This window comes from Streptosporangium sp. NPDC002607, assembly GCF_053592655.1.
The window spans coordinates 16888-31335 of record NZ_JBSFWD010000046.1 but is presented as its reverse complement, the minus strand read 5'-3'; the positions used below and the strand labels follow the sequence as shown (position 1 = coordinate 31335).

Annotated in this window: 12 protein-coding genes; 8 read left to right on the top strand and 4 right to left on the bottom strand. The window is 71.9% G+C overall.

The features are described from left to right. Positions 1-34: 34 nt before the first annotated feature. The 5 genes from gvpO to ACWD3H_RS36620 all read left to right on the top strand — a co-directional run bounded on the left by gvpO (position 35) and on the right by ACWD3H_RS36620 (position 2571). Positions 35-502: a gas vesicle protein GvpO gene (gvpO, locus tag ACWD3H_RS36640; RefSeq protein ID WP_451958269.1), complete on the top strand. Its 468-nt coding sequence runs from the start codon at positions 35-37 to the stop codon at positions 500-502. A 1-nt stretch (position 503) separates the two neighbouring features. Next, a complete protein-coding gene (locus tag ACWD3H_RS36635) occupies positions 504-974 on the top strand; it encodes a gas vesicle protein (protein ID WP_451958268.1) in 471 nt (156 codons plus the stop codon). Continuing rightward, entirely contained in the window at positions 967-1764 is a 798-nt protein-coding gene (locus ACWD3H_RS36630; protein WP_451958267.1) for a GvpL/GvpF family gas vesicle protein, read from the top strand. Before ACWD3H_RS36635 ends, ACWD3H_RS36630 begins: the two co-directional genes overlap by 8 nt. Further along, the gene (locus tag ACWD3H_RS36625) at positions 1754-2071 is read left to right on the top strand and encodes a gas vesicle protein (RefSeq protein WP_451958266.1); all 318 of its coding nucleotides are present in this window, start codon (positions 1754-1756) and stop codon (positions 2069-2071) included. The genes ACWD3H_RS36630 and ACWD3H_RS36625 overlap by 11 nt, the downstream gene beginning before the upstream one ends. Positions 2072-2247: 176 nt before the next feature. Next, the gene (locus ACWD3H_RS36620) at positions 2248-2571 is read left to right on the top strand and encodes a gas vesicle protein K (protein ID WP_350952796.1); all 324 of its coding nucleotides are present in this window, start codon (positions 2248-2250) and stop codon (positions 2569-2571) included. A gap of 99 nt (positions 2572-2670) precedes the next feature. Here ACWD3H_RS36620 and ACWD3H_RS36615 read toward each other — a convergent pair whose 3' ends face one another. The 4 genes from ACWD3H_RS36615 to ACWD3H_RS36600 all read right to left on the bottom strand — a co-directional run bounded on the left by ACWD3H_RS36615 (position 2671) and on the right by ACWD3H_RS36600 (position 11390). Next, positions 2671-5334 (bottom strand): glycoside hydrolase family 3 N-terminal domain-containing protein, encoded by a 2664-nt coding sequence (locus ACWD3H_RS36615; protein WP_451958265.1) that lies wholly within the window; start codon positions 5332-5334, stop codon positions 2671-2673. Between the two features lie 439 nt (positions 5335-5773). Continuing rightward, positions 5774-6502, bottom strand: a complete 729-nt coding sequence (locus ACWD3H_RS36610; RefSeq protein ID WP_451958264.1) for an SDR family oxidoreductase — start codon at positions 6500-6502, stop codon at positions 5774-5776. Between the two features lie 109 nt (positions 6503-6611). Continuing rightward, positions 6612-8156: an MFS transporter gene (locus ACWD3H_RS36605; RefSeq protein ID WP_451958263.1), complete on the bottom strand. Its 1545-nt coding sequence runs from the start codon at positions 8154-8156 to the stop codon at positions 6612-6614. 90 nt (positions 8157-8246) lie between these two features. Then, entirely contained in the window at positions 8247-11390 is a 3144-nt protein-coding gene (locus tag ACWD3H_RS36600) for a BTAD domain-containing putative transcriptional regulator (RefSeq protein WP_451958262.1), read from the bottom strand. A 142-nt stretch (positions 11391-11532) separates the two neighbouring features. On the opposite strand from ACWD3H_RS36600, the gene ACWD3H_RS36595 reads away from it, so the two are divergent. The 3 genes from ACWD3H_RS36595 (at position 11533) to ACWD3H_RS36585 (ending at position 14330) form a co-directional block, all read left to right on the top strand. Then, positions 11533-12114 (top strand): TetR/AcrR family transcriptional regulator, encoded by a 582-nt coding sequence (locus ACWD3H_RS36595; RefSeq protein ID WP_355559147.1) that lies wholly within the window; start codon positions 11533-11535, stop codon positions 12112-12114. 41 nt (positions 12115-12155) lie between these two features. Next, the gene (locus ACWD3H_RS36590; RefSeq protein ID WP_451958261.1) at positions 12156-13325 is read left to right on the top strand and encodes a cytochrome P450; all 1170 of its coding nucleotides are present in this window, start codon (positions 12156-12158) and stop codon (positions 13323-13325) included. Between the two features lie 219 nt (positions 13326-13544). Next, entirely contained in the window at positions 13545-14330 is a 786-nt protein-coding gene (locus ACWD3H_RS36585) for an SDR family oxidoreductase (RefSeq protein ID WP_451958260.1), read from the top strand. The last annotated feature ends 118 nt before the right edge of the window (positions 14331-14448 follow it).

Here is a 14448-nt window from a genome sequence, read left to right as displayed (position 1 = left end):
CGGAGAGCGGAGAGACGACGAGGGGAGCGATCCCGTGCCTGTCAAGCGCAGAACCCGTGCGGAGCGCCCTGCCGACGACTCCTACAAGACCTCCGACGACGAGGCCTTCGACGAGGAAGGCGCGGAGGAGGAGCCGGAGGAGGACGAGGAGTCCTACGAGGAGGTCGAGGACGAGGAGGACCTGGAGGAGGACAGGCCGCAGGCGAAGGCCCGCCGTCCGGGACGGCGCTCTCCTGCCCTGTCCGCGGCGACCGCGGGAACGACCGGGTTGCGGAACATCGCCGAGCTGACCTCGAAGGACACCGAGGGGGTGACACAGGTACGACCGACGGAGGGCGGCTGGCTGGTCGAGGTCGAGGTCGTCGAGGACCGGCACATCCCCTCGTCGGGCGACATGCTCGCGCTCTACCAGGTCGAGCTGGGTCCCGAGGGGGACCTGCTGTCGTACCGCAGGGTGAAGCGCTACCGGCGCGGCAGGGCCGACAGCGGCGAGGCGAGCTGACATGGCCGAGGTGGCACGCCCCGGCGGCGCGTTCTCCCAGCCCTACGGCCGGGGAGCGTCCGGCGGGCGGGAGCCCGCCAATCTCGCCGACATCCTGGAGCGGGTGCTGGACAGAGGCATCGTGATCGTGGGTGACATCCGGGTGAACCTGCTGGACATCGAGCTGCTCACCATCAAGCTGCGCCTGCTCATCGCCTCGGTCGACACGGCGCGGGAGCTGGGCATCGACTGGTGGGAGCACGATCCCTGGCTCACCGCGCAGGACCGTGACCTGGTCGAGGAGAACCGCCGCCTGCGCCACCGGCTGGCCGCCGCGGAGGAGGACTGGGAGACCCCGAGGCGCCGCTCCCTGGACAGATGGGGAGAGAGATCCCCCGAAGAGGTCAGGGAGTCGAGGGGTGCCGAAGAGCCGAGGAAGTACCGGGAGCCTCGCGAGCCCAGAAGGTCCAGAAAGGGGGACCGCGATGGCTGAGGCGGGCACGTACCTCTACGCGATCGCCCAGGACCTGGGCCGCGCCCTCCCCGCCGGCGTGACGGGCGTGGCCGATGCGCCCGTACGTGCGATCACGCACGAGGGCCTGGTCGCGTACGTGAGCCCGGTGCCCCTGGACGAGTTCGGCGAGGAGCCGCTACGGCGCTCTCTGGAGGATCTGGACTGGGTCGGAGACACGGCCCGCGCTCACCATCACGTCGTGGAGGCCGTCGCGGAGGAGGCCCCCACCGCACCGGTCCGGCTGGTGACGGTCTACACCAGCGAGGAGCAGGTCCGCGACCTGCTACGGCGCAGGCACGACGACTTCGCCGCGGTACTCGCCCACGTCACCGGGCGCAGGGAGTGGGGGGTGAAGGCGTACGCCGCCCCGGCCGCGGCCGACTCGCCGGTGGCAGGGGAGAGTGCCGCGGAGAGCGGCAAGCCGGGGACGGCCTACCTGCAACGCCGCCGGGCCAGCCTGCGCAACCGGGAGGACGCGTGGCGCCAGGCGGCCGAGCGCGCGGAGCACATCCACGCCACCCTGGCCGCCACCTCCGTCGCGAGCCACCGGCACCGGCCCCAGGATCCGGAGCTGTCCGGCCGCGAGGACCCGATGGTGCTGAACGGCGCCTACCTCGTCGACGAGGATCACGCCGAGGAGTTCGTCGCCGCCGTCGACGGCCTGCGCGGGCAGGGGATCGACCTGGAGCTCACCGGCCCCTGGGCGCCGTACTCCTTCACCGTGCTGGATCTCGGCACGGCCGGCCGGGAGGTGCCCGATGACACCTGACCGCCGCCCGCGCGGCGCCGCGCTCGCCGCCCAGGGACGCCTGCCCGCCGAGCGCGTGGCACTCGTCGACCTGCTCGACCGGCTGCTGGCGGGCGGGGTCGTGGTCAGCGGCGACCTCGTGCTCTCCATCGCCGACATCGACCTCGTCCGCATCTCGCTGCGTGCCCTGATCACATCCGTACGGGCGTCCGACGCGATTCCCTCCGTGCACCCGCCGGGCGCGGTCACGGTCGTACGGACATCCGACGCCGACGTGACCGCCCCGGCGAGTGCGCTCGACCCACCGGACCACGGGTCCCCACGGTGAACCGTCCCGGCGACGGCCCGCCCACGGAGAACCTTCGCGAGACGGAGGACCCCGGCGTCACCCGGGAGAGGCTCCGCGCCGCCGCGGAGGACCTGCGAACCGCGCGGAGGACATCCGGCAGGGCGCACTCAGTGACTCCGGCGAAAGGGACTCCGGCGAGCGGGCGGAAGGACTCCGTGAACACCTGGGAGGGCTTCCGGAACACCCGGAGAGCGGCGCGGGGCGGCCGGTGGCGGGTGAACACCGACCCCGAGGCGGTCGAGCGGGACCTGACCCGCCTCGTACTCACCCTCGTCGAACTCGTGCGACAGCTGGTGGAACGCCAGTGCGTGCGCCGGATGGAACAGGGGGACCTGACCGAGGAGCAGGTCGAGGTGCTGGGCCTGACGCTCATGCGTCTTGAGGAGGCGATGACCGAACTGTGCGAACGCTTCGGGCTCTCGCCCTCCGACCTCAACCTCGATCTCGGACCGCTCGGAACCCTGCTTCCCACGGACTGACCCCCGCGTCCCCGGACCGGACCGGAGACGCGAGGGACGGGGCTCGGCGGCCGGACACCACCGAACCCCGTCCCTCGCGTCTCTCGTGTGCGAAGAGCCCTAGGTCAGGTCCTCACACTTCTTGGCGTCGGGGTCGTTGGCCGCCTTCGGCACCCAGCGAACGTTGGCGAACGAGGCGGAGAAGGCTCCGTCGGTGTAGACGAGGAACGGGGTGTTGACCACCTCAAGGTCGAGGCCCCCCGCGGCGAAGCAGGCGATAGGGATCTTGACCGTCGCCTTGCTCCCGGCCGGGAGTCCCTGGAAGAGGGAGGTCGCCACCACCTCGGAGAAGCACGGATAGACACAGTGCACGCTGAGCACGGTCCTGGCGGCCGGGGCCTGGTGGACGATCGTGTCGAAGACCAGAGCCGCCCCGGAGTTGAGATAGCCCCGAAGATCGGAGCCGCCCGCCGGGTCCTGCAGGTAGATCTGGGCCGGGCCCGTGCCGCTCCAGGTCGCCTTCAGGCCGTCCTGCTGCACGTTGACGTCTGACTGCACCACGGAGATCTCGGCGTGCGACGCCTGGCCGTCGGCGCCGATCTCGGTGCCGCCCCAGTTCTCCGCCGAACCGATGAAGCTCTTGTAGGGCGCGATGTCGGTCCGGTTGAAGATCTCCAGATCCTCGGTCGCCTCACCGCCGCCGCCCTGCCCGCCACAGCCGAACTCGGGCGCGGTCTCGTCGAGCGTGCCGACCGACCCCGTCTGGCCGTTGCGCAGGCCGTAGCCGAGCGGGAAGAGCGGGTCGTAGCCCTCGGTGCCCGCGTTGAGCGGCGTCTGGCAGGCGCTCTTGGGCCAGGAGTAGGGCAGCTTGCCGGTGAAACCGTCGCGGTACCTGCCCCGGACAAGCACGTCGGCGACGCCGCCGCCCTCGGTGCCCGGCAGCCACGCGGCGACGAAGGCGTCGGAGCGGTTGAGCTCCTTGTTGACCCAGAGCGGCCGGCCGCTGACATAGACGGTGACGACGGGCGCACCCTTGCCGCTGACCCGCTCCAGCACGGCGAGGTCGGCGGGGTAGATCTTGGCGGCCTCCAGCGAGCGCCGTGCGAGGTCCCCGACGCCCTCGGCATACGGCGTCTCGCCGATCACCGCGATGACCGCGTCGTACGCCGAGGGGTCGACGCCCTCGCCGGTCTCGTTGAAGGTGACGTTGGCCGCGCCGAGCGCCTCGCGCAGGCCGCCGAGGATCGTCGTGCCGTTGGGGAAGTCGGCGTTGACGTTACCGGTGCCCTGCCAGGTGAGGGTCCAGCCGCCGGTCTGGTTCTGCAGGCTGTCGGCGCTCTTGCCGACCACGAGGACCTTGGAGTTCGCGGCCAGCGGCAGGACCTTGCCGTTGTTCTTGAGCAGGACCTGCGACTTGCGCGCCGCCTCCCTGGCGAGCTTCCTCGCCTGCAGCGCGTCGGTGGAACCGGCGAAGGCGCGCTTGGAGGGCTTCGGCCCGTCGAGCACGTTGGTGCGCAGCTTCACGCGCAGGATGCGGGTCACCGCGTCGTCGATGCGCGCCATCGGGATCTCACCGCTCTGGACCTGGGCGATCGTGTTGGCGATGAACGCCTTCCAGTCGTTGGGCACCATGACCACGTCGATGCCCGCGTTGATCGCCTGCGGGCAGCTCGCGTTGGTGCACCCGGCGACCTGGCCGATGCCGTTCCAGTCGGAGACGACGATGCCGTCGAAACCGATCTTCTGCTTGAGGATGTCGGTGAGGGCTCGCTTGCTGCCGTGCAGCTTGCCCTCGTTGATACCCAGGTCGGCGTTGGTCCAGCTGTTGAACGACGCCATCACGCTCTGGGCGCCGGCCGCGAGCGCGCTGTAGTAGCCCTGGCCGTGCACGTTGATCATCTCGGCCTCGGACGAGGGGTTGACCCCCTGGTCCACGCCCTTGACGGTGCCGCCGTCACCGATGAAGTGCTTCGCGGTGGCGATGACGCCGTCGGAGCCGATGCCGCGCGGGTGCTTGCCCTGCAGTCCCCTGACCGCCTCGTAGCCGTACGCGCGGGTGATCCGGGGGTCCTCCGAGAAGCCCTCGTAGGTACGGCCCCACCGGTCGTCCAGGGGAACGGCGAGGGTGGGCGCGAACGCCCAGTCCTGGCCGGTCGCGCGAATCTGCCTGGCGGTCGCCGCCCCGATGTCACGCACCAGGCACGGGTCCTGCGCGGCGCCCAGGCCGATGTTGTGCGGGAAGACCGTCGCGCCGTAGACGTTGTTGTTGCCGTGGACGGCGTCGATGCCCCAGATGACGGGAATCTTCGTCCGGGTGGCGACGGAGGCGTTCCAGTAGGCGTCGGCGAGGTCGAGCCAGGCCTTCGGCGCGGCGTGCTTGTCACGGTTGGGCCACGCGCCGCCGCCGTTGAGCACCGAGCCGATGAAGTACTGCTTGACCTCGTCGGGAGTGATCGCAGTGATCTCCGGCTGGGTCATCTGGCCGACCTTCTCGGCGAGCGTCATGCCCGCGAGGATCTTCGCCACCCGCTTCTCGTCCGACCGGTTCTGATCGATGGCGCTGTCGACCTTGGGCCACTCGGCGAGGGTGGGCAGCTTCTTCTCGATGCGGGCGCAGCCGCGGGCGTCCAGGGCCGGTTTGCCGATCACCGGTTGCCGGCCGCCCGCCGCGGTCTCGGCGCCCGCGCTCGGGATTCCGGCGACACCGGCCGCCAGGACTGTGAGGCTCGCCAGTACCGCGAGCCGGCTCCGGTTGGCGCCCGGCCGGGCGAAGGGTCTGATCATCGAAGGTCCGTTCTCCAGGCACAGCGACGGTCGTGGCGGCCCCCGAGTCCGCACTTCGCAGATCCTTACGCTGTGACGCTGCCGAGTCAATAGTTTCGCGAGAGCGCTCTCTCGACTGAACACCTGTTCGATGCCTGACCCATGGCCTGCAAACCCCGCCCACCAGGCCATTCGCAACGCGATACAGCCACATCACCCCTGGCCGGACGGCCCAAACTCCACCCTTCTGAGAGCGCTCTCAGAAGCTGGGCGGGCACTGTCCGAGCCGGGCGGACCAGCCGGCCGTCAGGACATGGGCCGGCGACCGGCGCTCTCGCGACGGCTCGGACAGGGGCACCGGGGGGCGGCCAGGGGCACGTGAACCGCGGGCCGGGAACAAGCGCCGGCCGGAAACGGGATCGACGCGTCCTGGAGGCGGGGCGGCGGTGGCCCGCACGCCTCAGGACATGGTGTTGCCGCCGTTGACCGCCAGGCGCTGGCCGGTGATGAAACGGCCGCCGGGCGAGGCCAGGAAGGCGATCGCGTCGGCCACCTCGGCAGGCACCCCCATCCGGCCCAGCGGCAGCCCCGCACGGTACTCCTCGACGTCCATTCCCTCGTGGCGCTCCACCGGTATCCAGCCGGGCTCGACGGTGTTGACGGTGATGCCGTACCGTCCGAGCTCGTTGGCCCAGGAACGGGTCAGACCGTGCAGCGCCGCCTTGGCCGCGACATAGTGCCCCATCTCGACATTGCCCAGGTCGACGACCTCGCTGCCCACGTTGACGATCCGGCCCCGGCCGGCCTCGCGCATCGCGGGCAGCACGGCCCGCAGGATCAGCAGCGGCGCCTTGACGAAGAACCGGAGCTGGTCGAGGTGATGCTCCCAGGTCTGCTCGGCGAGGGGGACCAGCGGCTGGGGCCCGGTCGCGTTGTTGACCACGATCTCGACCGGTCCCGCCTTCTCGACCACCTCCGCGATCCCCCGCCGTACCGACTCCTCGTCCGTCACGTCGAAGCGGGCCACGCACGCCCGGCCCCCGGCCGCGGAGATACGCTCGGCGACGGCCGTGGCACCCGCGGTGTCGTGGGCGTAGTTGACGGCGACGGTCCAGCCGTCCTCGGCGAGCCGCACGGCGATGGCGGCACCGAGCCCCCGCGAGGCCCCGGTGACAAGCGCGCATCCCATCCGCTTCCCCTTTCCTGACTTCTCAGGATTTCACGGCTCTCCTGCCACAAGTGAAATCGCCCCCATTGTGGCGGGCCGCGGCACCCACGTGATCCGTGCGCCCTACAGGTCAGCTACGCGGTTCGGAAAGGAGTTCTTCGGGGATCACATCGGGCACGCCGCGCAGACCGGCGAGCGAGACCGCGGCGAGGACCGCGATCAGCACCGCGGCGGCGAGCGAGGTCACCCCGACCGAGGTGACGAAGGCCCGCCTGGCCGCCTCGGCGACGACCTCCCCCAGCTCGGCCGGGAGCGCCGCGGCGGCCCTCAGAGCGGTGGGCAGCGACTCCGCCGCGGCGGCGGTCACCTCGCCCGGCGCCCCCGCCGGGAGCCGGAGGTCGCCCCGGTAGACACCGGTCAGGATGCTGCCCAAGATCGCGATGCCCAACGCGCCGCCCAGTTCGAAGGAGGTCTCGGAGATCGCCGCCGCGGCACCGGCCCGCTCCCTGGGCACGCTCGCGAGCACCGTGTCGTTGGTGACCGCGAACGTCAGCCCGATGCCCACCCCGCAGACGATCATGGGAATGAGAAAGTAGAGGTAGGGGGTGTCGAGCCCGACCCGGCTGTAGCAGGCGAAGGCCGCGGCGGCCATCGCCAGGCCCAGCGCCACCACCCTGGCCCGGCCCCATCGGGTGATCAACCCGGCCGCCAGCACCCCGCCGACCGCCGCCGACAGGCCACCGGGCAGTCCCGCGAGACCGGCACGCAGCGGCGACCAGCCCAGGACCAGCTGGAAGTACCAGGCGAAGATCAGCGACAGCGCGGACATGCCGAAGATGGCGATGAGGTTGGCGCCGACCGACGCGGTGAAGGCCCGGCGCCGGAAGAGACGAACGTCGATCAGCGGCTCGGCCAGCCGAGTCTGCCGCCGGGCGAACATCACCAGCGCGGCGATCCCCACGACCGCCGCCACCGGTACTCCGGCATCCGTGAGACCGTGACCGGCCGCCTCCTTTACAGCGTAGATCAAAGAGGTGACGCCGACGAGGGAGAGCAACACGCTCGCGGGATCCACCCGCCCCGCGGCGGGGTTGCGTGACTCCGGCAGCACGGCGAGGCCCGCGACCACGATGAGCGCCATCACCGGCACGTTGATCAGGAAGACCGACCCCCACCAGAAGTGATCGAGTAGCAGACCGCCGACTACCGGCCCCAGGGCGAACCCCGCCGCGCCCATCCCGCTCCACAGACCGATCGCCGTGGTCCGCTGCCTCGGGTCGGTGAAGACGTTACGGATGATCGACAGGGTGGAGGGCATGATCGTGGCACCCGCCACGCCGAGCAGGACGCGGGCCGCGATGAGCAGTTCGGGGGTGGGCGCGTAGGCGGTCACCGCCGAGGCCGCCCCGAAGGCCGTGGCGCCGATGAGGAGCAGCCTCCTGCGGCCGATCCGGTCGCCGAGGTTGCCCATCGTGATCAGCAGGCCGGCGAGCGCGAAACCGTACGCGTCGCCGATCCACAGGATCTGGGTGGCCGAGGGCCGCAGGTCCGCGACCAGCTGGGGAAGGGCGAGGTGCAGGACTGTGACGTCAACGGAGAGCAGCAGCGCCGCCAGGCAGGCGACGGCGAGGGTCGCCCGCCTGCGGCGGTCGGTGATCGGGAGGTGATCGGTCATGCCCGCCATCGTGATCGTCGGCGCTGACGGCCCGCGCACCTCGTGCTGACGGCCACCGACGACCGCGCGGTCGGGGTCACCCGGACATGGTCATGCCTCGAGCATCGAAAGCACCTCGCTCCGCGACATGCGGGTTCCCGCACGCCACTCCTTCTCGTACGCGGCGCCGCCGATCCGGGCGCGGACAGCTGCCGTGACCCGGGCCGCGTCCGGGTGCGCCGCCGCGGCGCCGCTGAGAGCCGTGGCCGCCCCCAGCAGCCGGGCCGCTCCCCGGACGTCGTTCTCCAGCAGCACGACCTCCGCCAGGCCCTCGATCGCCGAACCCGCCACGAGCAGGTAGCGGTGTAGCGCCGGTTCCAGCGCCTCGCGGTACCAGGCCCTCGCCCCGGCCCCGTCTCCGCTCGACGTGGCGATCCGGCCCAGTTCGACGGTGATGCGCAACCGCGTCTCCTCGGCGGCGTACCACTCCTGTGGACACAGGTCCAGTGCCTCGCGGGCGAGGGTGCGGGCCTCGTCCAGCTCGCCGCGGAGCCTGGCGACCTCGGCGAGCCCGTGCCGTACCTTGGCCATCACATCGGGCGTGCCCGCCCTGCGGGCGTACACGGCCGCGCGCAGGTACTCCGCGTGAGCGGTCGCGAGGTCGCCCTCACGCACGATTCCCAGGGCCCTGCGGCAGATGAGATCCGCGATGTCCTCGGCCGATTCGAGCTCCTCGGCCAGCCGGAGCGCCTCGTCGGCCAGCGCGCGCGACGCCGCCACGTCCTGCCGCAGGTCGGCGAGCTCGGCGAGTTCGGCAAGTGTGAGGGCACTGCCCCACCGCTCTCCGATGGAGCCGAACAGCTCCAGCGCGTCCTCGAAGGAGCGCTCGGCGCCCCCGGCGTCGCCGTCGTACAGCTGCAAGTAGCCGCAGCCGAAGTGGGACAGAGCCCGGACCCACGGGTCGGCGATGACCGGGATCCGCGGCCGGTGGGAGCGGAGGTCCGCGACCGGGCCGGTGAACATCGCCTGCAGCATGGCCAGAAACGGCCACCGGTACGGCTGGTCGATCGCCGGAACGAGCGGTGCGGCCGCCTCCAGCAGGGCCAGCAGCCGGGGCGACCGCGACTCGCCACCAAAGGCGACGAGCACGCAGATGGCGTACTCCTCCTCCAGTCCCTCCACCGGGGCCGACCCGATCACACCGAGCAGGTCGGTGGCCAGGCCCGCGCCCTCCCAGCGGCGGCCCCGCATCCACCAGTACATGGCGAGCCCGGCCAGCAGGCGCAGCCCCTGCCCGGTCCTGCCGGTGTCGATGGCCCAGCGCAGCGCGGCGTGCAGGTCGTCGCGCTCCTCGTCCAGCCTTCGCAACCACTCCAGCTGCCCGGCGCCGCGCAGCCGGCGGTCCGCCGTGGCCGCCAGATCCGTGTAGTACGAGGCATGCGCCTCGCGGCGCGCCTCGGTCTCGCCGGTCTCGGCCAGCCGTTCCGCGCAATACGCGCGGATGGTCTCCAGCATGCGGTAGCGCCCGCCCACCCGCTCGATGAGCGACTTCTCCGCCAGGGAGCTCAGCAGGTCGACGGCCTCGGCCTCCGGCAGCCCGCACACCCGCCCGACCGCCTCCAGCGTCGCGCCACCCACGAAGACGGTCAGCCGCCCGGCCAGCGACCGCTCGTCGTCGTCGAGCAGGTCCCAGCTCCAGGCGACCACGGCGCGCAGCGTCCGGTGCCGGGGCAGCGCGGTGCGGCTGCCACGCGACAGCAGCCGGAACCGGTCGCCCAGCCGGGAGGCCACCTCGGTCACCGGCAGGGAGCGCAGGCGTGCCGCGGCCAACTCCAGAGCGAGGGGCAGGCCGTCCAGTGCCCGGCAGATGTCCAGCACCTGCTCGACGTTGGTGTCGTCGACGCGGAAACCGGGGCACACGGCGGCTGCCCGGTCGGCGAGGAGTCGCACGGCCGGGTAGGCCGTGGCCTCCCCGGCAGCTGTGCCGGCCCTCGGCACCGGCAGCGGCGCGACCGGGTGGATCACCTCCCCGGTGATGCCGAGCGCCTCCCTGCTGGTGGCCAGGACGCGCAGCGCCGGGCAGGCGGCGAGCAGGCGGTCGGCGAGCTCGGCGGCCTCCGCCACCAGGTGCTCGCAGTTGTCCAGGACGAGCAGCAGCGGACGGTCGGCCAGCGCCGCGACCAGCCTGGCAAGGGGGGTGGGTACCGGCCGGCCGGGACCGGGGAACAGCCGGGCGTCGCGGACCCCCATCGCCCCGAGGACCGCCTGGGTCACCTCCCCGCCGTCGAAGACGGGGGCCAGCTCCACGAAGCACACCTCCCCCTGCTCCCCGGCGGCGACCTCACCGGCCAGCCTGGTCTTGCCCGCGCCGCCGGGGCCGACCAGGGTGACCAGTCTCGCCTCGCCGAGCAGCGCGCGGAGCTCGGACATCTCGCCTTCCCTGCCGACGAAGCTGGTCAGCGGGGCCCGCAGACCCGACCGGAGGGGTGGGGCACCGGCGACGGGGGCGCCGGTCAGTTCGGGATCGGCCCTGAGCACCGCCAGGTGCACGGCGGCCAGCTCCGCCGACGGGTCCACGCCGAACTCCTCGCCGAGGATCCGTCTGGCCCTGTCGTAGACCTCCAGCGCCTCGACCTGCCTGCCCGAGCCGTACAGGGCGCGCATCAGCTGCCCGTACAGCCGCTCTCTGAGGGGATGGGCGGCGGTCAGCTCCTGTAGCTCGGCCACCAGTTCACGGTGGCGGCCCAGTTCCAGCTCGGCCTGCAGGCGATCCTCCACGCAGTCGAGCCGGAGCTCCTCCAGCCTGGCCGAGGGCGCCTGGGCGAACGGGAACTCCGCCACGTCGGCGAGCACGGGCCCGCGCCACAGCGAGAGCGCCTCGCCCAGCGGTTCGACCGCCCGCCCGCAGTCGCCGGAGGCCAGGAGACGCCGGCCTTCGGCGGCGAGCCGCTCGAAGCGGTGGGCGTCGACGGCATCGGCACCGGCCACGAGCCGGTAGCCCGCCGGGTGGAACTCGATCACTTCCTGGGCACCGAGTGCCCTGCGCAGCCGCGAGACCTGTGACTGCAGGGCATTGGCGACGCCCGCGGGCGGATCGGCGCCGTACAGGCCGCCGATCAGCCGTTCGGTGGTCACGACCTTTCCCACGTCGAGCAGGAGCATCACGAGCAGCGCGCGCATCCGCGGCCCGCCCACGACGACCGCGCGCCCATCATCGAGCCGGATCCGGGTGGGGCCGAGAACGTCGAACCGCATACCCCGATTATCTCGACTTCCCCGCACCCGTACGGTGCCGCGCGGCCGGGGCATCACCCGTCCTCGCGTCCGGAGTTTGGGACTAGGCAAGGGGCGGGGCGTGGGCTAGCTTCTGGACAGGTGTCCAGTTTGAGGAGCGACAATGCCCAGGACCACCGAGGCGCCCCGGGCCCGGCTGTCGGACCGGCAGGCCGAGACCGTGCGCAGGCTCACCGAGGCGGCGGTCGAGGAGGTCGCCGAGCACCGGTACGAGGGGTTGACGGTGCGCGGGGTCGCCAAGCGGGCCGGGGTTGCGCCCGCCACCGCCTACACCTACTTCGCCTCCAAGAACCACCTGCTGGCGGAGGTGTTCTGGCGGCGGCTGCGCGACCTGCCGGAACCGGACCCGCTCCCCGGCGGCTCCCCCGCCGACCGGGCCGCCGAGGCGCTGAGCGCGGTGGCGCTGCTGGTCGCCGACGACCCGGCGCTCTCGGCCGCGTGCACCACCGCGATGCTCGCCGACGAGCCCAACGTCCTCCGGCTGCGTGCCCGCATCGGGCTCCGTGTCCACGAACGGATCTCCGGCGCCACCGACGCCTCCCCCGCCGCCCTGCAGGCCTTCGAGCTGGCCTTCTACGGCGCGCTGGTCCAGGCGGGAATGGGCCACCTCTCCTACCGCGACCTCCCCGGCCTCCTCGCCACCACGGCCAGAACCATCTTCCCCCGGACTGAGGAGTGCCCGTGAGGCCGCAACCGCGACGCGCAGCGTCGCCGACAACACAGCTCGTGTACAGCCCTTATGACTATGCGGTTCATGAGGATCCGTATCCGATCTACGCCAGGCTCAGGGAGGAGGCGCCGCTCTACCGCAACGAGGAGCTGGACTTCTGGGCGCTGTCCCGGCACGGTGACGTGAGCACCGCGTTCAGGGACACCGCGACCTACTCCAACGGGTACGGGGTGTCGCTGGAGCCCACCGCGTGGGGGCCGAGGGCGCACCGGACGATGTCCTTCCTGGCCATGGACCCGCCCCGGCACACCAGGATGCGGGCGCTGGTCTCACGGGGGTTCACCCCGCGCCGGGTGGCCGCCCTGGAGCCGAGGATCAGGGAGATCACCCGGCTGTACCTGGAGCCGGCGCTGGAGTCCGGACGGTTCGACTGGGTCACCGCCGTCGCGGGGCGGGTGCCGATGGACGTGATCTCCGAGCTGATGGGGGTACCCGAGGCCGACCGGCAGGAGCTGCGACGGCTGGCCGACGTGGTGGTGCACCGCGACGACGGCCTGCAGGACGTGCCGCAGGAGGGCATGGCCGCCTCACTGGATCTGGTCGTCTACTACTCCGACATGCTCGCGCGACGCCGCGCGCACCGGACCGAGGACCTGACCAGCGCCCTGCTGGACGCGGAGATCGACGGTGACCGGCTGACCGACGAGGAGATCATCGCGTTCCTGTTCCTGATGGTGGTCGCGGGCAACGAGACCACCACGAAGCTGCTCGCCAACGCCCTGTACTGGGCGTACCTGAACCCGGCGGAGGGTGCCAAGGCGCTGGGCGGGGCGATCGGACCGTGGGTGGAGGAGACCCTTCGCTATGACACCTCCTCTCAGATGCTCGCCAGGCGCGTCACCGGCGAGGTCGAGATGCACGGTACGCGGCTGCCGGCCGGCTCCCGGCTGCTGCTCCTGGTCGGCTCGGCCAACCGCGACGGGCGGGTGTTCCCCGGCCCCGACCGCTACGACCTCGACCGCGACACGAGCGAACTGATCAGCTTCGGCCGCGGCGGCCACTTCTGCCTGGGCGCCTCACTGGCCCGGCTGGAGGCGCGGGTGGTGCTCGGCGAGCTGGCCCGGCACATCACCGGCTACGAGATCGACCTGGCCGCGGCGGAACGGGTGCACTCCGCCAACGTACGCGGCTTCGCCCACCTGCCGATGAGCGTGACACGCCGATGAACCGCCACCGAGGTATCCGGAGCGCCTTCCGCCTCGTGCGACGTCCGAGGAGCCGCCCGCCGGCCGGTGAGCGTGACGCGCCGGCGAGCCGGCGGGGGTTCCCGAGCGCCCCTCACCGTGTTGCCCGCCCGGCGCCCGGACCGCCCGAGCCCCCCGCCACCCCCGATGACCGAACCGGAGCCCGCGCCGTACGCGAGCCGCTGACCATGGAGGTTTCCCATGCCGAGAATTCCCCCGCATCCCGAGCGCAGGCCGGTCCTGGTCACCGGGGCCTCGTCGGGTATCGGCGCGGCCGTGGCCGTGGGACTGGCGGAGGCCGGGTATCCGGTGGCGCTGGGAGCGCGCCGGACGGCGATCTGCGAGGAGCTGGCGGCGAAGATCCGGGCCGGGGGCGGGGAGGCGGTGGCGCTGCCGCTGGATGTGACCTCGGACGAGTCCGTCTCTTTTTTTGTCTCCGCAGCCGAGCAAGCGTTAGGTGAAATAGAGGTGGTGGTCACCTGCGCCGGAGAGGTGACGCCGGAGAACTCCTACCAGACCTCCACCCCCTCCTTCGAGGTTCAACTCCAGCTCAACCTCGTCGGCACCCAGCGGTTCGTGTCCGCGGTGGTCCCCGCGATGGCGGCCAGGGGCCGCGGTGACATCGTGTTCGTCACCTCCGACGTCGTACGCCTGCCGCGGCCCCGGATGGGCGCCTACGTCGCCGCCAAGAACGGGCTGGAGGGACTGGCCAGGGCGATGCAGATGGAGCTGGAAGGCACCGGGGTACGCGCCTCGATCCTGCGCCCGGGGCCGACGCTCTCCGGCATGGGGTCCACCTGGCCCGTGGAAGTCCTGCAACCGGTCCTGGACGACTGGACGAGGTTCGGGCTGGCCAGACACGACCGTTTCCTCAAGCCCCGCGACGTGGCCGCGGCCGTCCTCGCCGTCGTCTCCATGCCCCGCGGCGCCCACATAACCCTCCTCGAAATCGAACCGGAAGCACCCCTACGCCAAGAACACCCATGAGGACGCGCCCACGACATTCCCCTGAGGGACTACCCGTGAGGCCGCGCCGGTGACTGGACTGAGGAATGAAGGAGCGAAGCGGATGAACGACGAGGGAAGTCACCGGGTAAGAGCGGCC